17 protein-coding genes, 1 pseudogene and 1 riboswitch are annotated in these 20,246 nt (G+C 64.6%); of the genes and pseudogenes, 7 read left to right on the top strand and 11 right to left on the bottom strand.

The features are described 5' to 3' along the window. Nucleotides 1–219 (top strand): annotated as a pseudogene (locus LC092_RS19425) (methyl-accepting chemotaxis protein); the annotation flags it as partial. A 166-nt stretch (nt 220–385) separates the two neighbouring features. Continuing rightward, a complete protein-coding gene (locus LC092_RS19430) occupies nt 386–790 on the top strand; it encodes an acyl-CoA thioesterase (protein ID WP_224809211.1) in 405 nt (134 codons plus the stop codon). 52 nt (nt 791–842) lie between these two features. On the opposite strand, the gene LC092_RS19435 is transcribed toward LC092_RS19430, so the two are convergent. The 6 genes from LC092_RS19435 to groES all read right to left on the bottom strand — a co-directional run bounded on the left by LC092_RS19435 (nt 843) and on the right by groES (nt 8,050). After that, nucleotides 843–1,172, bottom strand: a complete 330-nt coding sequence (locus LC092_RS19435) for a hypothetical protein (RefSeq protein ID WP_224809212.1) — start codon at nt 1,170–1,172, stop codon at nt 843–845. 41 nt (nt 1,173–1,213) lie between these two features. Continuing rightward, a riboswitch (SAM-I-IV-variant riboswitch) is annotated at nt 1,214–1,355 on the bottom strand. 39 nt (nt 1,356–1,394) lie between these two features. Beyond that, the gene (locus LC092_RS19440; RefSeq protein ID WP_224809213.1) at nt 1,395–2,720 is read right to left on the bottom strand and encodes an MFS transporter; all 1,326 of its coding nucleotides are present in this window, start codon (nt 2,718–2,720) and stop codon (nt 1,395–1,397) included. Between the two features lie 87 nt (nt 2,721–2,807). Then, complete coding sequence (locus LC092_RS19445; protein WP_224809214.1) at nt 2,808–3,020, bottom strand: SlyX family protein; 213 nt, start codon at nt 3,018–3,020, stop codon at nt 2,808–2,810. Between the two features lie 234 nt (nt 3,021–3,254). Further along, on the bottom strand, nt 3,255–5,345 hold the full coding sequence (locus tag LC092_RS19450) for an alkyl/aryl-sulfatase (RefSeq protein WP_224809216.1): 2,091 nt from the start codon (nt 5,343–5,345) through the stop codon (nt 3,255–3,257). Between the two features lie 635 nt (nt 5,346–5,980). After that, nucleotides 5,981–7,621 carry a chaperonin GroEL gene (gene groL, locus LC092_RS19455; protein WP_224809218.1) on the bottom strand — a complete coding sequence of 547 codons (1,641 nt, stop codon included), beginning with the start codon at nt 7,619–7,621 and terminating at the stop codon, nt 5,981–5,983. Nucleotides 7,622–7,762: 141 nt separating this feature from the next. After that, complete coding sequence (groES, locus tag LC092_RS19460) at nt 7,763–8,050, bottom strand: co-chaperone GroES (protein WP_224809220.1); 288 nt, start codon at nt 8,048–8,050, stop codon at nt 7,763–7,765. Nucleotides 8,051–8,362: 312 nt separating this feature from the next. On the opposite strand from groES, the gene LC092_RS19465 reads away from it, so the two are divergent. Next, nucleotides 8,363–9,991, top strand: a complete 1,629-nt coding sequence (locus LC092_RS19465; RefSeq protein WP_224809222.1) for a TadE/TadG family type IV pilus assembly protein — start codon at nt 8,363–8,365, stop codon at nt 9,989–9,991. A 27-nt stretch (nt 9,992–10,018) separates the two neighbouring features. Here the strand turns inward: LC092_RS19465 and LC092_RS19470 are convergent, their stop codons facing one another. Both LC092_RS19470 and LC092_RS19475 read right to left on the bottom strand, forming a co-directional pair. Next, nucleotides 10,019–10,615 (bottom strand): hypothetical protein, encoded by a 597-nt coding sequence (locus LC092_RS19470; RefSeq protein WP_224809223.1) that lies wholly within the window; start codon nt 10,613–10,615, stop codon nt 10,019–10,021. Nucleotides 10,616–10,694: 79 nt separating this feature from the next. Continuing rightward, nucleotides 10,695–12,179: a sigma-54-dependent transcriptional regulator gene (locus LC092_RS19475; protein WP_224809224.1), complete on the bottom strand. Its 1,485-nt coding sequence runs from the start codon at nt 12,177–12,179 to the stop codon at nt 10,695–10,697. 240 nt (nt 12,180–12,419) lie between these two features. Here LC092_RS19475 and LC092_RS19480 point away from each other — a divergent pair, with 240 nt between their 5' ends. The 3 genes from LC092_RS19480 (at nt 12,420) to LC092_RS19490 (ending at nt 15,476) form a co-directional block, all read left to right on the top strand. After that, on the top strand, nt 12,420–13,451 hold the full coding sequence (locus tag LC092_RS19480) for an efflux RND transporter periplasmic adaptor subunit (protein ID WP_224809225.1): 1,032 nt from the start codon (nt 12,420–12,422) through the stop codon (nt 13,449–13,451). 46 nt (nt 13,452–13,497) lie between these two features. Next, nucleotides 13,498–14,736 carry an ABC transporter permease gene (locus tag LC092_RS19485; protein ID WP_224809226.1) on the top strand — a complete coding sequence of 413 codons (1,239 nt, stop codon included), beginning with the start codon at nt 13,498–13,500 and terminating at the stop codon, nt 14,734–14,736. 71 nt (nt 14,737–14,807) lie between these two features. Beyond that, the gene (locus LC092_RS19490; RefSeq protein WP_224809249.1) at nt 14,808–15,476 is read left to right on the top strand and encodes an ABC transporter ATP-binding protein; all 669 of its coding nucleotides are present in this window, start codon (nt 14,808–14,810) and stop codon (nt 15,474–15,476) included. A gap of 36 nt (nt 15,477–15,512) precedes the next feature. On the opposite strand, the gene LC092_RS19495 is transcribed toward LC092_RS19490, so the two are convergent. Then, nucleotides 15,513–15,782 carry a heavy-metal-associated domain-containing protein gene (locus LC092_RS19495; protein ID WP_224809227.1) on the bottom strand — a complete coding sequence of 90 codons (270 nt, stop codon included), beginning with the start codon at nt 15,780–15,782 and terminating at the stop codon, nt 15,513–15,515. 137 nt (nt 15,783–15,919) lie between these two features. On the opposite strand from LC092_RS19495, the gene LC092_RS19500 reads away from it, so the two are divergent. Continuing rightward, on the top strand, nt 15,920–17,302 hold the full coding sequence (locus LC092_RS19500; RefSeq protein ID WP_224809228.1) for an EAL domain-containing protein: 1,383 nt from the start codon (nt 15,920–15,922) through the stop codon (nt 17,300–17,302). Between the two features lie 36 nt (nt 17,303–17,338). Here LC092_RS19500 and LC092_RS19505 read toward each other — a convergent pair whose 3' ends face one another. Continuing rightward, entirely contained in the window at nt 17,339–18,694 is a 1,356-nt protein-coding gene (locus LC092_RS19505; protein ID WP_224809229.1) for a M16 family metallopeptidase, read from the bottom strand. A 74-nt stretch (nt 18,695–18,768) separates the two neighbouring features. Then, a complete protein-coding gene (locus LC092_RS19510) occupies nt 18,769–20,214 on the bottom strand; it encodes a pitrilysin family protein (RefSeq protein WP_318245936.1) in 1,446 nt (481 codons plus the stop codon). Nucleotides 20,215–20,246 lie beyond the last annotated feature (32 nt).

Genomic DNA, 20,246 nt, shown 5'->3' on the forward strand with positions numbered 1-20,246 from the left:
CAGCAGGGCGCGGCGACGAGCGACATCTCGCGCTCGGTGCAGCAGGCCGCCCAGGGCACGGGGGCGGTGACGAGCAACATGGAGCGGCTGGCGACGACCGTGGAAAGCACCAGTGCGGCTGCCGACAACGTGCTCTCCGCCTCCGGTGCCATGTCGCAGAACACCGACGCGCTGCGCGAGGAGATCGACCGCTTCCTCAACGACGTCGCGGCGGCCTGATCGCCAAGCCGACGCGGCAGAGACAGACGACACGAAAGGCGGCGGGACCCCGGTCCCGCCGCCTTTTGCATTCGCGATGGTCGAGTTGGCATTTCCCATGTCCCGGCCTAGGTTTGTGCGAGGCCGTGCCTTGGCGTGCGGCGGATCTTGATGGAGTGAGCGTGTGATGCACGACAGTGAAGCGAATGGCCCGTCGGGCGAGTTGACCCTGCGCACCATGGCGATGCCCGCCGATACCAATGCCGCCGGCGACATCTTCGGCGGATGGGTTTTGTCGCAGATGGATCTCGCCGGCGGGATCGCGGCGGGCCAGCGCGCCTCGGGGCGGGTGGTCACGATCTCGGTCGAGCGCATGACGTTCATTCGCCCCGTCCATGTCGGCGATGTGCTGTGTGTCTATTGCGCGATTTCCTCGGTCGGCCGCACGTCGATGAAGGTCGCCATCGAGGCCTGGGCGTTGCGCCATCGTCATGGCAAACGCGAGAAGGTGACCGACGCGATCTTCACCTTTGTCGCTGTCGCCGATACGGGGCGGCCGCGGCCCGTCCCGCCCGCGCCTGAAGAGAGCTGACGGGCGCCGGACACCTGGCGCGACAGCCTTCGGGTATCGGCGGGCCGTCCCGTTACGGGCGAAAGCGCTCGCGAAAGGCAGCCCTCATGCGCGGATTGCGTTGCGCGATGTCACGGTAGAGATCTTCGTCCAGCGCCTGACGGCATCCCGCGTCCCAAAGCGCCAGAAGCGCCTCGAGCCGGGCCGCGCGTTCGGCCGCCGACAGGGGCGGAACCGGTTGCGCAAGCCTTGGCGAAAGCCCCCAGCGCATCCGGCATCCGGCTGCGAGCACCCGCAATTCCGCGAACCGAAGCACGTCGTCGGTGGATGCGCTGGCCGCAGGCGTTGCGGATACGGGGTCGACGGGAGCCCCTGAAACGGGCGTGACGGACAGTCCGGACATGAAAAATCCTCCTTCGGTTTCCCGAGGAGGACTGGCGCAAACGGTGACCGTTTCGTTGCCGCTTTCGCGGCCACATCCCCGTGGCCTGGGACGATTGCGGACAATCGCCATAGCGCTCAGGGAAACCACCTTGCCCGGTCGGGCAGGTTGGCGAGGGCGCCAGCCCTTCTCTTGATGATGGGAGATCCTATGCCACGAACGCCGGCGCGGCGCAAGCGGGTCTCAGTTTGAGGGAGCCGGTGTCTTGAGCTCTCCGTCGTCGTTCTTCGGTTCCCAGTCCGGATCGTATTCCTCGTGCTCGGCTTCCACCTCGCTGTCCTCCACGCGCGGGTCCATGGCCAGGGTTTCCGGCGTGGAGAAGCGCACGCCGGAGGGCATGGCGACGAAATCCTCCCGGTCTTCCGGCGCGATCGCCTTGCGCTGGGTCATGCGGAAGAGGGCGAAGGCGATCAGCGAGGCATGGGCGCCCGAGGTCACGGCGAAAAGCCCCTGCGGCGTGGTGAGCGTCATCATTGCGGCCGCAATTACGGGGCCGACGATGGAGCCGGCGCCGAACAGGAGCAGCAGGCCGCCGCTGGTCTTGAGGAACTCGCCGGCGGGCGTGTGGTCGTTCGCATGGGCGACGATCACCGGATACATCGAATAGATCATTCCGCCGAAGGCGGCGACCAGGGCGATCACCGCCAGTTGCGGCAGGCCGCCGCCGATGGCCAGCACCGCGCCGATGGCGCAGGCGGCGGCGCCGATCCCCACCAGCACGATGCGTCGGTCCATGCGGTCGGACAGCAGGCCGATCGGCACCTGGATCACCGCGCCGGCAAGCAGCGCGACCGACATCATCGTGGCGATGCTGGAGACGGACAGTCCGATCTGACGCCCGTAGACGGCCCCGAGCGTGCCGAAGGCGCTGTTGGAGATGCCGATCAGGAACACGCTGATCACGGCGACCGGAGAGTTGTGCCAGAGCATCTTGATGTCGAGCCTGGAGTGCAGCAGCGGCACGGGCGCGGCGACCGTCGACAGCGCGGTCGGCAGCAGCGCCAGCGAATAGACGATCGAGCCGATGACAAAGAAGAGGTAGCCGGAGGGCGAGCCAAGGGTCAAAAGCATCTGCCCGACCGTTGTCGCCGCCAGGTTGATCATCGTGTAGAAGCCGAAGATCCGCCCGCGGGTTTCAGGCGTTGCGCGTTCGTTCAGCCAGCTCTCCACCACCATCGCAGCACCTGCGAAACAGAACCCGGACACCGCACGCAAGGGGATCCAGGCGGCCGGATGCAGGATCAGCAGGTTGAGCAGGACCGCAATGCCGGCGAGCGAGCAGAACACGCCGAAGGTGCGGATATGGCCGACACGGCTCACGATCGTCGGCGTCAGGATGCAGCCGGCGACATAGCCGATCGCCCAGCCCGTGCCGAGCAGGCCGAGCGAGGTGTCGGAGAACCCCTCGGCGGCGCCGCGCAGCGGCAGGAGAAGCCCGTGCAGGCCGCCGGCAAGAAGCAACAGGCCGGAGCCTGTCAGAAGCGCTGCAATCGAAAAAATCTGGCTCATTTCGTGCCGTCGGCTCTGCGGGTCTGGAGATCGGTCGAATGCGGGTTGCGCTGCGCAGCAAGACGCTCGCGGCACCCGTCAGTCGCATCAATAATGCGGCGGTTTGGTGATCGCGGGCTGCGGAATGGCCGCATCCTCCAGCTCTTCGACCTGGGAGGTCAGCGCGGCGATCTTGCGGCCGAGCGCGTCGATGAGATCGGCCTGCCGGGCGACCACCTCGTTCAGTTCGTCGATCGTGAGCGACTGATGGGCAAGCTGCTCCTCCAGTCGGTCGATGCGTGCAGGCAATTCCGTGTCCATCGGCCCTCTTTCCAAGGCTTGCCGTTCTCCATGGCGTATTGCAGGGGGCATCCGATGCGGTGCGAAGACCCGTGTCGGATTCGGACCCTAACGCAGTCATCGGACGCCGTCACGCGACGCGGAGAACCAAAAAACAGCGGGCGGCCCGAAGACCGCCCGCTGATGGGTTCTGCAGTTCCATCTTCGGGTCCTGACCCGACACCGGCTGTGGCAGGTTTCGTCAGGCTTGGATGATCAGCCGCCGGAGGTATCGGCAAGCGGCTCCTGAGCGAAGGGATTGAGCTGCGGAGACAAGTCCGCCGCGCCCGTGCCCGGCATGATCTCGAACCCGAGCTCGAAGTTGATCAGCATGCCCTTCAAATCATCGAAGACCTGCCTGTCGCCGTCGAGCTTGGCCTTGCCGCTGGCGATCTGATCATCGAAGCTTGCAACCCCCATCATGATCGGCTCCAGATCCGAGCGCGCGATCTCGATCGACAGATCCGCGTCGGCTGTTTGGAAACCTTCGATGTTTGTGAGGGTTCCGTTGCTGAGTTCCACAACAAAGGTTTCGCCCACGTCCGGCAATGACAGGTTGATGGTGAATGCACGGTCTGCGGCTTTATCGGTATCCAACCGGATGCCAAGGAAGTCGAGCCACAACGCGGTGGACATCGCCTTGATCATGTCCGGGCCGCTGCTCTTTGGGGAGGCCCCCTGCGGGATGCCGTTTCGCAACTCGTAAGCCGCTGCAAGGAAGGAGTTTCTGACACTCGGGCTTTCCTGCTGGTAGCCGATTTGCTCGAACACGTCCGCCAGGAGATCCTTTGCCTCGGTGTTTTGCGGTTCCGCATAAACCAGCTTGTTCAGGATTTCCTGGGCGTGCTTGTACTCGCCTGCGTCATACAACTCTCGCCCCTTGGCAATAATCGGCTCCGCACCGCCCATCATCTCGACATACAGCGGGGCGCTGTCTTGGGGAGAAAGCGGGATCAGCGTGCTTGGGTTGCCGTCCCAGTATCCAAGGTAGCGGTTAACCACCGCCCGGCTGTTATGCTCCACCGACCCATGGTAACTGCGCGCGGACCACGCCTGCTGGAGGCTCGCGGGAACCGCGTATTCATTGTGGATCTGGTTGATGGTGACGCCCTGGTTTGCAAGGTGCAACACGCCATTGTTCAGGTGGGCATAAGTATCGCGCTGCGAGCGCATGACGTCCTGAATGCGGTCGTTTCCCCAGCGCGGCCAGCTGTGCGAGGCGAACATCACTTCCGCATCCTGACCGAACAGATAGAGCGCCTTGTTGATTTGCTTCGACCACTCGAGCGCATCGCGCACAAGCGCCCCCCGCAGGGTGTAGATGTTGTGGATGGTGCCGGTAATGTTTTCCGCTGCCCAAAAGGCCTTCAGATCCGGAAAGTAGGTGTTCATTTCGGCGGGCGCCTCGGTCCCCGGCGTATTCTGAAACACCATTTTGATGCCATCGATCGTGTGTTCTTCGATGTCTTCGCTCACAACTGTTGTTGGCGCAATCAGCCCCAAATTGCCTGCGGCGGTGTTTTTGCCGATCGACTGATCGACATGGCCGAAGGGGCTTCGCGGCAACAGGACGCCATATTGAAAGAACATGCGTCGGTTCATTGCATTGCCGGCATAGACGTTTTCCGACACCGCGTGATCCATGAAACCGACCGGCGCTAAGATCCGGACCTTGCCCGAGGCAACGTCCGCCTCATCGACGACACCGCGAACGCCGCCGAAATGGTCAGCGTGGGAGTGGGAGTAGACCACGGCCACGACCGGGCGCTCGCCAAGCTGCTCGTTGATGAATTTCAGAGCGGCCGCGGCGGTTTCCTTGGCGGTCAGCGGGTCGAAGACGATCCAGCCAGTGTCGCCCTTGATAAAGCTGATGTTGGCGAGGTCGAAACCGCGCACCTGATAGATCTTGTCCGGAATGACTTCAAAAAGGCCGTACCCCATGTTCAGGATGGCCTGGCGTTGCAGCGATGGATGAATGCTGTCGAAGTTCTTGTCCTGCAGCAGCCATTCGTAGCTGCCCATATCCCACGCTACGTTGCCGGCCTCCGCCATGATCTGTTTGTAGTCAGGCGCCGCGATAAAGCCCCTTTTCGCCTCGTCGAAGTCCCGCGTATCATCGAACGGCAACTCCTTGCGCAATGTCTCGATGATCTCCAGCGTTCGCTCGCTTGGCTTTTTTCCCTTTTCGTCAAAATGCTCGCCCAAAGCGGCATTTGGATCCGTGTTGACACCGCCGCCGCCCGCCGCGCCGACGACCGTGCTGGAAATGCTGATCAACAATGAGGTCAGGAAAATTTGTCTTTTCACCTTGGGGCCCTCCAACCGGAATTTCTTTATTTTATATCTTGAACGTCACTATGTCGACATGGTCTCAAGAGTGTTGTAATATTGAATTGTCGATTTTTTCAAGAATTTCATTAATTTCAATAGAGACTCTGCATCATTCTTGAAATTATTTTTAAATTTACTTGAAGGGCTTGATATTACGCAGTGCCGATCGCGGCTTTTGATGACCTGAGAGACACGCGACGGCGCGCTATTGATTGAAGACAAGCCCCGGAAGTACCGGTTTGCTTGTCCGATGCCCGGTTTCGGCGAAAACGCGGGGCCGTCTCTTCCGGAAAATCTTCAGATGTGCGTGAAGCGTGATGGTGCCGGAGCCAGGAGGCGGAGCTTGATCCGCGCCGGAACGTTTCCCTCTGCTCGCAGGTTCGCAGAACGGCGGAAAATAAAAAAGGCGGCTCGAGGGAGCCGCCCGGCGTTCGGGGATTGGAAGGCGCGGGGCCTTTCCAGGGCACCTGAGATTAGCTGAAACCGCCTGTTGGCGGTTTCAGCATTTTTGATGATGGGCTGGCTTTGGACTTGCTTGAAGTCCATGCCGCCACCTGAAACCGCCTGTTGGCGGTTTCAGCATTTTTGATGATGGGCTGGCTTTGGACTTCTTAGAAGTCCATGCCGCCCATGCCGCCGCCCGGCATTGCCGGAGCGCCGCCGCCATCCTTCTTCGGCAGCTCGGCGACCATGGCTTCGGTCGTGATGAGCAGGCCGGCGACGGAGGCCGCATCCTGGAGAGCGGTCCGCACAACCTTGGTCGGATCGATGATGCCGGTCTCGACCATGTTGACGAACTCTTCCGTCTGGGCGTTGAAGCCGAAGGTCGGATCTTCGTTCTCGAGGATCTTGCCGACCACGATCGAGCCTTCGACGCCGGCATTTTCGGCGATCTGGCGGATCGGGGCTTCAAGGGCGCGCAGCACGATCTTGATGCCGGCCATGATGTCCGGATTGTCGGACTTCAGGGCTTCGACGGCCTTCTTGGCGCGCAGCAGCGCGGTGCCGCCACCCGGAACGATGCCTTCTTCCACGGCCGCGCGGGTCGCGTTGAGAGCGTCGTCGACGCGGTCCTTCTTTTCCTTCACCTCGATTTCCGTGGCACCGCCGACGCGGATCACGGCAACACCGCCGGCGAGCTTGGCAAGACGCTCCTGCAGCTTCTCGCGGTCGTAGTCCGAGGAGGTCTCCTCGATCTGCGCCTTGATCTGCGTGACGCGGCCTTCGATGTCGGCCTTCTGGCCGGCGCCGTCGATGATCGTGGTGGCTTCCTTGGTGATCTCGACCTTGTCGGCGGTGCCGAGCATGTCGAGGGTCACGTTCTCGAGCTTGATGCCGAGATCCTCGGAGATCACCGTGCCGCCCGTCAGGATGGCGATGTCTTCGAGCATGGCCTTGCGGCGATCACCGAAGCCCGGCGCCTTGACGGCAGCGATCTTCAGGCCGCCACGCAGCTTGTTGACGACGAGGGTCGCGAGCGCCTCGCCTTCCACGTCTTCGGCGATGATGAGGAGCGGACGGCTGGACTGGACGACGCTTTCCAGGATCGGCAGCATGGCCTGCAGGTTGGAGAGCTTCTTCTCGAACAGGAGAATGTAGGGCTTCTCCAGGTCGGCGATCATCTTCTCCGCGTTGGTCACGAAGTAGGGCGACAGGTAGCCGCGGTCGAACTGCATGCCTTCGACGACTTCGAGTTCGGTCTCGAGCGACTTGGCTTCCTCGACCGTGATCACGCCTTCGTTGCCGACGCGCTGCATGGCCTCGGCAATGTCCTTGCCGATCTGCTCGTCGCCGTTGGACGAGATCGTGCCGACCTGTGCGACTTCACCGGAGGTGGAGATCTTCTTGGAACGGGCCTCGAGGTCCTTGACGGCAGCGGCGGCGGCCAGGTCGACGCCACGCTTCAGGTCCATCGGGTTCATGCCGGCGGCAACGGCCTTGACGCCTTCGCGGACGATGGACTGGGCCAGAACGGTCGCGGTGGTGGTGCCGTCGCCGGCGATGTCGTTGGTCTTGGACGCGACTTCGCGGACCATCTGCGCGCCCATGTTCTCGAACTTGTCCTCAAGCTCGATTTCCTTGGCAACGGAGACACCGTCCTTGGTGATGCGCGGAGCGCCGAACGCCTTGTCGATGACGACGTTGCGGCCCTTGGGGCCGAGCGTGACCTTCACCGCGTTGGCGAGGATGTCCACGCCGCGCAGCATGCGGTCGCGGGCGTCGGTGGAAAACTTGACTTCTTTGGCAGACATTATCGTTCGTCTCCTGATGTACTTGGGACCCGGCCTCCGGCGCGATGTCTCGTCACGCCGCTGGTGCAGACCCGTTTGGCCTGCGCTGCGCACGCAGGGTTCGCGGGCGCGGAAGACGGGAAAGGGGACTGGCGTGGCTGATTAGCCGACAACGCCCATGATGTCGCTTTCCTTCATGATCAGAAGGTCTTCGCCATCGATCTTGACCTCGGTGCCGGACCACTTGCCGAACAGCACACGGTCGCCAGCCTTGACGTCGAGGGCGATCAGGTCGCCGTTTTCCTTGCGCGAGCCGGGACCGACGGCGACGACTTCGCCTTCCTGCGGCTTTTCCTTGGCGGTGTCCGGGATGATGATCCCGCCGGCGGTCTTTTCTTCGGAATCGACGCGGCGAACCACGACGCGATCATGCAAAGGGCGGAACTTCATATCGTGCTCTTTCCTTTTCTGGCCAGCGTGGTACCCCTCCTGTCCGCGCCAGGAAATTGGCGCGGCAGCGAACGCAGACCACGTTGGCACTCTGTGAATGAGAGTGCTAACAGCGCGCCTGATGTAGGACGGGGTAGAGACCCTGTCAATGACTTCGCGATCCGGATTTTTTGAAAAAATCATCGCGCCCCGTCGCGCCGGGGGGCGCCGTGCGGGCACGGTCCGGTTTTGTGGAGCCAAACGCGGTGACCGGTTAAAACGTGGTACCGTGTTTAAACGTTTTGGCAATCGCTGGCCGCTAGACTCCCTGTCATGAAGACCATTGTCGATATTGTCAGGGAATTTTACGGCGAGCGCTCCGGAAACATTGTCATTCCGTTCGCGCTGACGTTTGGCTTCGTCATGCTGGTGATTGGAGCTGGCCTTGACTACTCGCGCGCGCACAACACCAAGGTCGTGCTGCAGGCTGCGGTCGATGCCACGGCGCTGGCCGCGAATTACGACAGCGAGGGCTTGGCCGAGGCCAAGGTCAAGGCCAATGCGATCGACTATTTCAACGCCATCTACAAGGGCGATCCCGATGCCGTGAAGCTCGACGTCACGGTCGAGAAGGGCACCGTCACCGTGTCCGCCACCCAGGCCGTCCAGACCCTGTTCGGCGGCGTGCTCAATGTCGACAAGGTCGATGTTGGCGTGCGCTCGCAAACGGTGATCGGCAAGGCGACCTTCGATGTGGTGATGGTGCTCGACAACTCCGGCTCGATGGGCGGGAGCAAGCTGAAAACGCTCAAGGACGCCTCCAAGGACCTGGCGGAGACGTTGTTTGCGATCAACGAGAAGAGCGAAAAGAAGGACCGTGTGAAGATCGGCCTCGTTCCGTTCACCTCCTTCGTCAACATCGGTGGCGACAAGGAGAACGAGAGCTGGATGGACCGCGAGGGCCAGTCGCCGATCCACTGGACCAATTTCGAAACCCGGCCCGACGGAACCCCGGATCCGAACGAGATGGAAAGCCGGTTTTTCTACAACGGCAAACCCAGCCGCTTTACCCTGTTCAAGCAGCTCAAGCACACGAAATGGCTCGGCTGTGTCGAGGCACGGCCGATTCCCTATGACGTGACGGACGATGCGCCCGACAAGCGCGTGCCTGAAACGCTCTACGTGCCGGAGTTCGCCCCCGACGAACCGGACGGGAAATACACCCGTCGTGGCGATCGCCATTCCAACGACTATATCCGCGACGATTCCGGGGGATGCCGCGACAAGGCCTCGAAGAAGGCGCGCAAGCTCGGCAAGCCCGAGTATCTCTACGCGCAGGAGCGCATGTGCAAGTACCGCAACCAGAACCGGTCTTTCGGCAACTCCTACACAAAGGGTCCGAACTATACCTGCCGTACCCGGCCGCTCACCGACCTGACGACCGAGAAGGTGACGGTCCTGCGAGACCTGAAGAACATGAAGGCCAATGGCAGCACCAACATCCACCAGGGTGTCGTGTGGGGCTGGCGGGTGCTGTCGCCGCAGGCGCCCTTCACGCAAGGGCGTGTGCGCGAAGAAGACAGCGACGACGAACACGTGCGCATCATGATCGTGATGACCGACGGCGCCAACACCTACCAAAGCCAGCGGTCGTTCAACAAGACGAACATCAATGCCTATGGCTACGGGCGCGAACAGCGCCTCGGCCGAGGTGTCGACAGCACCTGGGAGATCGCCAATGCGATGGACCAGCGCACGTCGCTCGCCTGCGAGAATGCCAAGAAGGACGGCATCAACGTCTACACCGTGGCGTTCCAGATCAATGACAGCAACACGGTGAACATGATGCGCAATTGCGCGTCCAATGCGAACATGGCCTTCGACGCCCGTTCGAACGGCGATCTGGTGGATGCTTTCAAGCGCATCGCCGAGGAAATCAGCAAGCTGCGCCTGAACAAGTAACCGACGATGCAGCGCGTCTGATGCGCGCTACTGCGCGGCGGTTTCCGACCGGATCTGGAACGGTAGGGAGATGTGTCCCTGTTTCTCGCTGGCATTGTCGCGCATCACGATCTTCAGGTCGTAGTCGCCGGGCCGCAGGCCATCGAAGCGGAACTGCAGGATGGTGTGGAACTCGCGTCGGGCGTCGCGGCTGTCGTAGGACAGTTCGGCAAAGCCCGTTTGCGCGGCCAGCACCTGCCCCGAAGGGTTCAGCAACTCGTAGTCGGCGACGAGGCGGATGCCATATCCCGCATCGCTTTCGACGAACCCATATCCAAGCGGCTGGGCATAGACCGTCAGCGTGTCGTCGGGCTGGAAAACCGGCTCGGCGAGCGGGGTGTATTGTCCGAAACCGCCCACGTCGCCCTCGACGAACAGCGCCCTGGCGAAACCGAGGGGCGACGCCTCCCAGGCCTCGGCGCTCGCCGCGCGTGCCGTTGCGAGGGCCGGCGACACCGGGTCGGTTGCCTCCGCGCCGAGCGCCGGCGTCGTTGCCGCGAGGCCGAGCAGCGCGAGCGCTGCGATCGCGCGGCGGCATCCGGTGCCCCGTCCGCCGTGTGTGTGCGGATGTCCGACCCTTCGCATGAGTTGCCCCGTCCCTTGTCGCTTGCCAGCCCCTGTGTTGCGGCGCACCGTATAGACCGGAGCGCGGCAAACGACAAGATTAACCGGCAAATGCGGTGAACGCGGGCGCCGTACCGCCCATCCGCTCGCTCCAGGACTGGCGCTTCCGGTAGATGGTGGAGGGAGAGATCTCCAGCGCCGCCGCCGCCTTGGCGATATTGCCGTCGAAGGCCGTCAGCGCCGTTTCGATGATGCGCCGTTCCTGCGCCCAGAGCGGCTCGATCGCCTCCGTCGATCCGCCCGGCAGCGGGGCGTATCCGGCGCGAAGCGGCTCCAGCCGGCCGGACAGGCCCTCGCCCAGGAGAAAGCCCGGCAGCATTTCCGCGCGCAGCGCCTCGCCGTCATGCAGGACGACCGCCTGTCGGATCGCGTTTTCAAGCTGGCGGACGTTGCCCGGCCAGTCGTAGGTGAGGAGCTTTTCGCCCGCGCAGCCGGCGATATCGGTGAAACGGCGGGTCTCCTCGACGCAGAAACGGGCGAGAAAGGCCTGCGCCAGCGGCAGGATGTCCTCGCGCCGGTCGCGCAGCGCCGGCAGGCGGACGGGCAAAACGTGAAGCCGGTAGAACAGGTCCTCGCGGAACCGTCCTTCCGAGATTTCCGTCATCGGGTCGCGATTGGTCGCACAGACGATGCGCACGTTCACGGCGCGCTGTCGGGTGTCGCCGACGCGCTGCACCATACCGGTCTGGATAAAGCGCAACAGCTTCGACTGAAGCGCCAGGTCCATTTCGCCGATTTCGTCGAGAAACAGCGTGCCGCCATCCGCGGCCTCGGCGGCGCCTTCCCGCGCGTCCGTTGCGCCGCTGATGGCGCCATTGATGTGCCCGAAGAGCTCGCTTTCCATCAGCGCGCCGGGAATGGCCGCGCAGTTGATCGCGATGAAAGGCTTGTCGCGACGTGGCGAACGTGTGTGGATCGCGCTGGCGCAAAGTTGTTTGCCGGTACCGGATTCACCGGTGATGAACACCGGCGCACCGGAGGGCGCCATGCGTTCGATCTGGTCGTAGACCTCGCGCATCCGCGCCGATCCGCCGATGAAGGCCTCGAAGCGGTGCGGCGTGCCGTCGCTGATCTGCGTCGCCGCGGCCTGCGGGCGCGTCGTGCGGCGGGTGCCGTCGGCGCGGGCCGGGCGGGTGTTCTGGATCAGGAAGCGGTCGATCTTCTCGGCGGCGGACGCCGGGTCGACACCCACGGAAATCACGTCGTGGGCACCGGCCTCCATCGCCGCGAGACTGCGTGACAGCGATTGCCCGGTGCTCACCGCCATCAGGAAAGCCTGCGGTTGCGCCGCCGCGAGGCGGGACAGGTGGCCGTCCTGTCCGAGCGTTTCGAGATCGACGATCATCACGTCGGGTCGCACCTTCGTGCTGGCCGCGTAGAACGGTTCGAAACTGTGGTAAGCCAACGGTGTCGCGCAAGGGTGATCCATTGCGTCGACGATTGATCCCGCGAGATTGCGCATCGAGCCGTCGCCGTCGAGAACGGCCAGCCTGATTTGCCCCTCAGCGCCATGCATGGACTCCATGCGGTGGCGACCCCCTTTTGTTCAGCCGAAACGTCGGCATCGAATTGATTTGCCGTCAGAATCTTGGCTGGACATGGTAAATAAACCGTTTCCGAATGAAATCTCCCTGTTTGAGACCCTGCAATTTGGCCGGGAAATGTCCACAGCTCCTGCGTTTGGTTGAGGGCTTCTGCGGATAGGGCGCGCGCGACGCTGGTGATAGGGTCGTGCGAAACAGGCGTCTCGCGAAGATGGATCCCCATGAAACGCTTTCTTTTCGCTGTTGTGGTGCTCGGACTTGGCGCGGCGGTTGCGGCCGCGCTCTGGTGGTGGTCGACCCGCCCGGAGCCGGTGGCCGTGGTGTCGCCGCAGGTCGGACGCGCCGCCGATGTTGTCTATGCCACCGGTGTCGTGGAGCCGGTGCGCTGGGCCAAGGTGACGAGCGTGCTGCGCGAGCGGATCATCGAGATGTGCGCCTGCGAGGGCGAGACGGTTACACAGGGAACGGTGCTCGGCCGGCTCGATGCCTCCGATGCGCGGGCAACCGCCGCCGAACTGGAGGCGCGCGTGCAACTGTCGAAGCAGAACCTCGACCGCGCCGTCGGCCTGCTGGAGCGCCGGGTGATCTCGCGTCAGGCGTTCGAGCAGGCGGAAAACGATCATTCCCGCAATGTCGCGCTGCTGGCGGCGCAGACGGCGCGCCTGTCCGACTATGAGCTCAAGGCGCCGATGGACGGTCAGGTGCTGCGCCGCGATGGCGAAGTGGGCGAGGTGGCCGAACCGGGAGCGGTGCTCTTCTGGGTCGGTCAGCCGCGTCCGTTGCGTGTTGTGGCGGATGTGAACGAGGAGGACATTCCCCTGGTCCGGACCGGACAGAAGGCGCTGGTGCGCGCCGACGCCTTTCCGGGACGCGCCTTCGACGCGGTCGTCGACCAGATCACGCCCAAGGGCGATCCCGTGCTCAAGACCTATCGAGTCTATCTGACTTTCCAGGACCCGCCGCCGCTGATGATCGGCATGACCAGCGACGTCAACATCATCGTCAAGGTCGTCGAGAAGGCGCTTCTCGTGCCATTGGCGGCAGTCGACGGCGACCGCGTGCTGGTTTTGGAGGACGACGGGCGCCTTGCCGCGCGCAGGCTGGAGATCGGCATTCGCGGCACGGAGACGGTCGAGGTGACCGGCGGACTTGAACCGGACGCGCGGGTGGTGGCGGTGTGGCGCGATGGCTTGCGCCCGGGCCAGGCCGCGCGGCCGCTTGCCGCAGCCGGCGAGGGGGAGGCGGGCCGATGAGCCGCCACGTCCCGCCGGGGACCGGCACGGATGCGGGCCTGCCGTCATGCCGCTGATCCTGTCGATCGCGCTGACCCATGTCGGCGGACGGTTTCGCCAGAGCATCGTGTCGGTGCTCGGCGTCATGCTCGGCGTCGGCTTTTCCATCGCCATGGCGGCGCTGATGGAGGGATCGCAGCGCGATTTCATCGCGACGCTCGTCGATGCCATTCCCCATGTCGAGGTGACCGACGACCGCCGCGAGGCGGCACCGCCCCCGGCGGCAACCGTTTTCGACGCGGTCAATGTGATCGGCGCGCGTCCGGACGACGACACGCGCGGCTTGCGCAACCCGGTGCGTCTCAAGGCGATGCTGGACACCTGGCTGCCGGGAGACATGGCGGCGTCCCTCTCGGGGCAGGCGGTGCTGCGCTACGGCGGCAAGGATGTCGCGGTGGCGCTCACCGGCGTCGATCCGGCGGCGCATCTCAGGGTGTCCAATATCGGTGACGACATGCAGTCGGGAGCCTTCATGGATCTGGCCGCCGACCTGAACGGCTTGATCATCGGTGACGGAGTGGCGGACAAGATCGGCGCTTCCGTCGGCGACACCGTGGCGGTATCGACCTCCTCGGGCGCGGTGCGCCGGCTGAAGGTGATCGGCCTGTTTCATACGGGCGTGACCCAGGCCGACGATGCCACCGGCTATACGGTGCTGAAGACCGCGCAGGTGCTGTTCTCGCGGCCCAATGCCATCAACCGGCTTTCGATCCGACTGGACGACGTCAATTCCGCCCGCGCGGTGGCGCAACGGGTGGAGCGCATGACCGGCTACCGGGCCACCTCCTGGCAGGAGGCCAACGAAAGCCTGATGGAGGTGCTGATGGTGCGCAACATCATCATGTACACGGTGGTCGGCGCGATCCTGCTTGTGGCCGGCTTCGGCATCTTCACCATCGTGTCCACCATCGTGCACGAAAAGGCGCGTGACATTGCCATCCTCAAGTCGCTCGGCTTCGACCAGGCCGACATTCGCCGGATTTTCCTGATGGAGGGGTTGTTCATCGGCATCGTCGGATCTGTGCTCGGGTCCGCGCTCGGCTATGGCCTGAGCGTTTTTCTCGGGTCGCTGACGTTTGAGGTGAAGACGAATGTCGAGCTGACCTCGCTGCCGATGCACTACAGCGCCTGGCACTATGCGATTGCCTGCGGGTTCGCGCTGTTTTCCGCCGGGATCGCCGGCTATCTGCCGGCGCGCCGGGCCGCCCAGCTCAACCCGGTCGATATCATCAGGGGGGCGTCGTGAGCCTGTCCGCCGAACCCGAAACCCGCACGCGGTCGGACGCCGGAGCCGGTGCCGCGACCGGTGGCCCGCCGCTGATCGAGGCGCGCGGCCTGACCCGCATTCTTCCGGGCCTAATCCCGGTCACGCTGGTGCGCGACATCGATCTGGTGATCGAGGCGGGCGAGTTCGTCGCCATCACCGGCCCGTCGGGATCGGGAAAGTCGTCGCTGCTCTATCTGCTCGGGCTGCTCGATTCGCCGACCTCGGGCGAGGTGCTGATCAACGGCCAGCCCACCCATCTGCATTCCGAGGCAAGGCGCGCGCGCGAGCGCCTGTCGACGCTCGGCTTCGTGTTCCAGTTCCACTTTCTGCTGCCGGAGTTTTCCGTCGTCGAGAACGTGATGATCCCGATGCGCAAGCTCGGGCGGTTGAGCGTTGCCGAGATGCGCGCACGCGCCGTCGGCATTCTCTCGGAACTGGGCCTTGAGGATCACGTCGGCAAGCTGCCGATCCAGCTTTCAGGCGGTCAGCGCCAGCGCGTCGCGGTGGCGCGGGCGCTCGCCAACGACCCGCCGGTGATCCTGGCCGACGAGCCGACCGGCAGTCTCGACAGCGCCTCGTCGGAACAGGTGTTCAAGACCCTGCGCCATCTTGTCGACGACCACGGCAAGACGGTGATCGCCGTGACCCATGACCTGGACCTTGCCGCGCGCATGGATCGCCGGCTGCATCTGGTCGACGGGATGCTGGCCGACCCCTGAGCGCGGACGGCCGCATATCGTGTGCCGAACGCCGTGTCAGGCGGCCGGAACGTCGTAGCCGGCGGCCTCGACCACCGCGATGAGGCGCTCCTTCGGCAGGGAGCTCTCGATGCGGGCGTGTCCGCTGTCGAGGTCAATTTCCGTTTTCGCGGCCGGATCGGCCGCCGCGATCGCCTGTTCAACCGACGAAACGCAGCCCTTGCAGGCCAGGCCTTCGATCCGCATTTCGATCATGATGCCATCGTCCTTCGTAATGATGCGGTGTGGTTGACGCGACACTGGGGCTTCCAGCAACTGGAACGTCAAGGTCGCAAAAGCCCGGATGACTGGATCGGCAAATGACGCCGGAGCGCAAGACGGATCAATGCTGTAGACTCGGAAGAATCGGCGTATTCATGCACTATTGGGCGGCAGGGTGATTCGGCCGGAGCCGAAGGACGAGTATGGCACGCGCGACAACGATCTTCATTTTCCTCTGCATGGGCGTGATTGCGGCCTCCGTGTCCGCGATCATGATGTTCCAGTTCGCCCGCCCTGCGGGCGAGGCCTTTACCCTTGGCCTGGCGCTTCTGTGCACGATGATCGTGGTGCATCTGGTCTTCACCCGCCAGCGCGACCGCAGCGACGTCAGCGCCCGGGTTGCCGAGCTGGAGGAGCGTGTGCTCGAGGTCGACCAGGACGTCGGCAATCTCGAGGGCCGGCTTACCGGCATGGAGACCAACCTGCCGCGCCGCACCCGCGAGGAGATCGACCCGCTCTTCGCCGAGGTCGAGGTGCTCGGCAGCCTGATCAAGCAGATGGCCGAGGCGATGGCGGGGATGGAAGACCGCATCGACGAGCAGGACCAGCGTCTTGTCGCGCCGCCGCAGCCGCGCGAGCGGCTTGGCCACTATGAAGAGGCGCCGCGTGCGCTTGGCTATTCCGGGGTCGATCGCACGTTCGAGCAGGCACCCGAGGCGCCGCGTGCCGAGCCGGCCCCTGCCGCGCCGCGTCGTGCAGCGCCGCCACCTCCGGCAGCCGGCCCGCGCGACGCTCAACCGGATCTCGCGCTTCGCCGCACCATCCAGGAGGCGCTCGACAACAACCGCGTCGACCTGTTCCTGCAGCCGCTGGTGACGCTTCCCCAGCGCCAGGTGCGCGACTATGAGGCGCTGACCCGCATCCGTGACCAGAATGAGGTTTACCTGGAGCCGGTCGATTTCATCGACGAGGCGGCGCGCGCCGGCATGATGCCGGCGATCGACAACCTGATGCTGTTTCGCGCGATCCAGGTGCTGCGCCGGCTGAGCAACCGCAACCGGCGCTCGGGCCTCTTCGTCAACCTGTCGTCGCAGACGCTGGTCGACGAGAAGTTTTTCCCGGGCTTTCTGGATTTCCTGCGCGCCAACCAGGGCTTCAGCGATCAGCTGACCTTTGAGTTCACCCAGCGCGATGTCTCGGAAATGGGTGCGCTGGAGCACGAAAGCCTCGCCGCCCTTTCGGAGCTCGGCTTCCGCTTTTCCATCGACCGGGTGACCAACCTGCGCCTCGACTTCAAGTCGCTGTCGGATCGCGGCTTCCGCTATGTGAAACTGCACGCCAGCCGTCTGATCGGGTCCGAGCGCATGCCCGACAGCCACATTCATCCCGCCGATCTCGGCGATTTGCTGCGCCGCTTCGCGATGGAGCTGATCGTCGATCACATCGAGACCGAGGCCCAGGTGCTGGAAGTGCTCGATCTCGATGCCCGCATCGGCCAGGGCTATCTGTTCTCCCCGCCGCGCCCCGTGCGCCCGGAGGTGCTGCAGGGCCGGCCGCCCAAGGCGATGCGCCGGGCGGCCGAATAGGCGTCTCTCCGACGCCTCGCTGAACGGCCGGTCGCGTCAGCTCGCGCCGGCGCCCACCGTCACCACGATCGGATCCGCATCGGCAAGCAGCCGTTTCGCCACGCGGCGGATGTCGTCGAGCGTCACCGCCTCGATCAGCGCGTTGCGCTTGTCGATATAGTCGAGGCCGAGCTTTTCCATCTGGATGCCCAGCAACTGGCTGGCGATCTTGTCGGAGGTGTCGAAGCGCAGCGCATAGGAGCCGGTCAGAAAGGCCTTGGCCTTGGCCAGTTCATCGGCGCTCGGGCCGACCTCGGCCATGCGCTGCATCTGCGCGGCGATGATCGCGATCGTGTCGGGCGCGCGGTCCGAGCGGGTGCCTGTCGCGGCCATGAAGGCGCCGGAGTGGTCATAGGGCACCAGATAGGAGCCGACCGAATAGGCGAGCCCGCGCTTCTCGCGCACTTCCTCGTAGAGCCAGGACGAGAACGAGCCACCGCCCAGAATGTGGTTCATCACGAAGGCGGGGATGAAATCGGGATCGTCCCGCTTCAGGCCCGGCAGGGCGAGGCGGATCGAGGTCTGGGGCACGTCGAAGGCGACATCCTTGCGGATGCCGGTCTTCGGCGTCACATCCGCGACCGGGGCGAGCTCCGCCTGCTCCGGCAAGTCGGCGAAGGTCTTGTCCAGCAGGGCGGCCAGACGCTCGGCGCCAATCGCGCCGACGACGGAGATCGTGAGGTCGCCGCGCGCGACGAGCCGCCCGTGCAGGGCCTTCAGATCCGCCGGCGTCAACGCCGAGACGCTTTCTTCCGTGCCGCTCGACGGACGGCCGTAGGGGTGGTCGGGGAAGGCGGTCTCCGCCATGACCCGGCTGGCGATCGCATCGGGATCCTTCTGCTCGCGGCGCAGCCCGGAAATGATCTGTCGCTGCATGCGTTCCACCGCATCGGCGTCGAAGCGCGGATCGTTGACGGCGATGCGCAGGAGGTCGAAGGCGTCATCGACATTGGGCGTAAGGGTGCGCAGCGAGCCGTAGAAGGCATCGCGCCCGGCATCGAAGCTGATCTTGACCGCCAGTTCCTCCAGCCGCTGCCGGTAGGCTTGCGAATCGAGCTCGCCCGCGCCTTCGTCAAGCGTCGCGGCCATCAGGTTGGCAAGGCCCTCCTTGCCGTCCGGGTCCTGTGCCGATCCGCCGGCGAAGGAGAAGTTTACCGCGACGATCGGCACGGTATGATCTTCCACCAGCCAGGCGGTCAGCCCGCCCGGCGTTTCCACGGTCTGGATCTCCACCGCGCGCGCCTCGACGCTGGCGATGGCGAGCGATGCCAGGACGGCGAAGGTGACAAGGCCGGCACGCCAGAGGGCCGGGAGACGGGCAGCGGATCGTGCGGCGGCGATTGAAATCCCCATAGTGGGCATCTCCGTGTTGAGGGCAGGGACGGATCGGCAGGCACCGGGCGCCTCAGGCACCCGGTGCTGTACGATCACTGATTGGCGGTCGCGGCGGGGCCGGCGTCTTCGGGCGCGCGCAGATAGGCGGTAACGGGCAGCAAGGCGAGATAGGTCTCGGCCGCCTTGCGCACGTCTTCGGCCGTCACCGCGCTGATAACGCGCGGCCAGTCGCGGACCTCCTCGATGGTCGACCCGGTGGTGAGCGCGACACCGAACATGCGCGCCAGGCTCGACTGGCTGTCCTGAGCATAGAGCGCGGTGGACAGCAGCCCGGTCTTGGCCCGCTCCAGTTCCGCCGCGCTCACGCCCTCGGCGATCAGCGTGTCGATCACCGCGCGCGTCGCCTCGCCGAGGTCCTCCAGCGTGGTTCCGTCGCTCGGCACTGCATAGACCATGAAGCGGCTGTCATCGAGGGTGCTCGACTGGTACCAGCCGCCAGCGGAGGAGGCGATGCCCTGGTCGATCACCAGTGAGCGGTAGAGCCGGCTGGTGCTGCCGCCACCCAGGATCTCGGCGAGAATGTCGAGCGCGGGGGCGTCATCCGCCGTGTCGGTCGCATAGCTCGGCACCAGCCAGGCCTTGCGCAGGTTGGGCTGGTTCACACGGGGATCGGCGAGATCGACCTCAAGCGCGCCCGGAACCCGCTGCGCGCTCGGGCGGTTGCGCTCGCCCGGGTCGGCGCGCTGCGCCACCTTGCCGTAGGTTTCTTCCGCCAGGCGGCGGACCTCGCCGGCCTCCACGTCGCCGGCGACGATCAGGATGGCGTTGTTGGGTGTGTAGAAGCGGTCGTAGAAGGCGATGGCATTGTCCTTCGACAGTGCGGAAATCTCGCTCGGCCAGCCGATCACCGGCGTGCCGTAGGGGTGGTTGACGTAGAGAACGGCGTCCAGCGTTTCGCCCAGCATGGCGCCGGGGTCGTTTTCCACCCGCATGCGGCGCTCCTCCAGAACGACATCGCGTTCCGGCGCGACCACGGCATCGGTGAGGATGAGATTTTCCATCCGGTCGGCTTCGAGCGCCATCATCTCGCCGAGGTGCTCCTTGGCGACGCGCTGGAAATAGGCGGTGTAATCGTTGGAGGTGAAGGCGTTCTCCTGGCCGCCGATGGCCGCGACCCGTTTGGAGAAGGCGCCGTCCGGATTGTTGGTCGTGCCCTTGAACATCAGGTGTTCCAGGAAATGCGCCACGCCCGACATGCCGGCGGGTTCGTCGGCGGCGCCGACCTTGTACCAGACCATATGCGTAACAACGGGTGCCCGGCGGTCCGGGATGACGACGACCTCCAGGCCGTTGTCGAGCCGGAAGCTCTCGATGTCGCCGCCGATCTTGATATCGGCGAAGGCGGCGGCATCGGCGGCTTCAAGGGTTATCCCGCCGGCTGGCCCGGGAGACGAGGCGGCGACGCCGGTCGCGCCGATCGTGAGCGCCAGGGCGGCGGCGAGGAAAACGCGCGGAAGGACGGAAGCGGTCTGCGGCACGGCAAGGCTCCGGAAACGGGGTGTGAACGTTG

The organism is Stappia stellulata (genome assembly GCF_020176715.1).
Lineage (GTDB): Bacteria > Pseudomonadota > Alphaproteobacteria > Rhizobiales > Stappiaceae > Stappia.

Coding starts and splice junctions, on each gene's coding strand:
- LC092_RS19430 (WP_224809211.1), top strand. CDS start 386: ATGCACGACAGTGAAGCGAATGGCCCGTCGGGCGAGTTGACCCTGCGC.
- LC092_RS19435 (WP_224809212.1), bottom strand. CDS start 1,172: ATGTCCGGACTGTCCGTCACGCCCGTTTCAGGGGCTCCCGTCGACCCC.
- LC092_RS19440 (WP_224809213.1), bottom strand. CDS start 2,720: ATGAGCCAGATTTTTTCGATTGCAGCGCTTCTGACAGGCTCCGGCCTG.
- LC092_RS19445 (WP_224809214.1), bottom strand. CDS start 3,020: ATGGACACGGAATTGCCTGCACGCATCGACCGACTGGAGGAGCAGCTT.
- groL (WP_224809218.1), bottom strand. CDS start 7,621: ATGTCTGCCAAAGAAGTCAAGTTTTCCACCGACGCCCGCGACCGCATG.
- groES (WP_224809220.1), bottom strand. CDS start 8,050: ATGAAGTTCCGCCCTTTGCATGATCGCGTCGTGGTTCGCCGCGTCGAT.
- LC092_RS19465 (WP_224809222.1), top strand. CDS start 8,363: ATGAAGACCATTGTCGATATTGTCAGGGAATTTTACGGCGAGCGCTCC.
- LC092_RS19470 (WP_224809223.1), bottom strand. CDS start 10,615: ATGCGAAGGGTCGGACATCCGCACACACACGGCGGACGGGGCACCGGA.
- LC092_RS19475 (WP_224809224.1), bottom strand. CDS start 12,179: ATGGAGTCCATGCATGGCGCTGAGGGGCAAATCAGGCTGGCCGTTCTC.
- LC092_RS19480 (WP_224809225.1), top strand. CDS start 12,420: ATGAAACGCTTTCTTTTCGCTGTTGTGGTGCTCGGACTTGGCGCGGCG.
- LC092_RS19485 (WP_224809226.1), top strand. CDS start 13,498: ATGCCGCTGATCCTGTCGATCGCGCTGACCCATGTCGGCGGACGGTTT.
- LC092_RS19500 (WP_224809228.1), top strand. CDS start 15,920: ATGGCACGCGCGACAACGATCTTCATTTTCCTCTGCATGGGCGTGATT.
- LC092_RS19505 (WP_224809229.1), bottom strand. CDS start 18,694: ATGGGGATTTCAATCGCCGCCGCACGATCCGCTGCCCGTCTCCCGGCC.